The 390-nt window shown below is 48.5% G+C and carries 1 protein-coding gene; it reads left to right on the top strand.

Annotation, left to right across the window (positions count from 1 at the left end):
- Window positions 1-10 precede the first annotated feature (10 nt).
- Window positions 11-390, top strand: a 380-nt coding sequence (gene rfbC / locus C5L12_RS27945; RefSeq protein WP_342588652.1) for a dTDP-4-dehydrorhamnose 3,5-epimerase, incomplete at its 3' end; no start/stop codon positions are given.

The raw sequence follows: 390 nt of genomic DNA, 5'->3' as shown, positions 1-390 counted from the left end.
CGGTTTTTTTATGGAAACGTTCGAGAAGCGTCGCTTTCAAGACATGCTGGATATTGATTTGGACTTCGTCCAAGACAATTATTCACGCTCTTCTCGGGGGGTTTTGCGCGGACTGCACTATCAAGATATCAAGCCGCAAGGCAAGTTGGTTCGTGTGGTGCGAGGCGAAGTTTATGATGTTGCTGTAGATATTCGCCCAGACTCACCCACATTTGGCAAGTGGGAAGGCATTGTGCTATCGGAAGAGAACAAAACTCAGCTTTGGATCCCGCCAGGTTTGGCCCACGGTTTTGTCGTGCTCTCTGAGATCGCGGATTTTGAATATAAGTGCACGGATTACTATTCGCCAGAACATGAAAGGTGCCTGATGTGGAATGATCCCGATGTCGG

This window comes from Neorhizobium huautlense (assembly GCF_002968575.1).
GTDB lineage: Bacteria > Pseudomonadota > Alphaproteobacteria > Rhizobiales > Rhizobiaceae > Neorhizobium > Neorhizobium huautlense.
This window is presented reverse-complemented; position numbering and strand designations above follow the sequence as displayed.